Annotated in this window: 1 pseudogene; it reads right to left on the reverse strand. The window is 68.1% G+C overall.

Annotation, left to right across the window (positions count from 1 at the left end):
* Positions 1-98: 98 nt before the first annotated feature.
* Positions 99-326: pseudogene (locus J0695_RS44865) on the reverse strand (hypothetical protein); the annotation flags it as partial.

A 326-nucleotide genomic window follows, 5' to 3' on the forward strand; every position in this document is an offset into this window, starting at 1 on the left:
CGTCAAGGCGGCCACGGCACTGGGCATGACGGCGGTCCACTACAGCGAACTGGCAGACCTGCAGCGGGCGTTGAGCCCGCTGCAGTAGCCCTCGCCGCTCACACCAACCCGGCGGAGGCCGGTACGCCGTCACCATCGACGACCGGCTCCGCCGCCTCCTTCTCCTTCTCCTCCTTCTCCTCCTTCTTCGCCTCGCCCCTCCCCTTCAAGGTGGCGAGCACGGATCCCCCAAGAATAAGAACGAAGGCGCCGCCCACCGAGACGGTCAACTCCTCACCCAGCAGCGCGACTCCGGCCGCCACGGCGATCGCCGGGTTGACGTACGT

The sequence above is a fragment of the Streptomyces beijiangensis genome (genome assembly GCF_017315755.1).
GTDB lineage: Bacteria > Actinomycetota > Actinomycetes > Streptomycetales > Streptomycetaceae > Streptomyces > Streptomyces beijiangensis.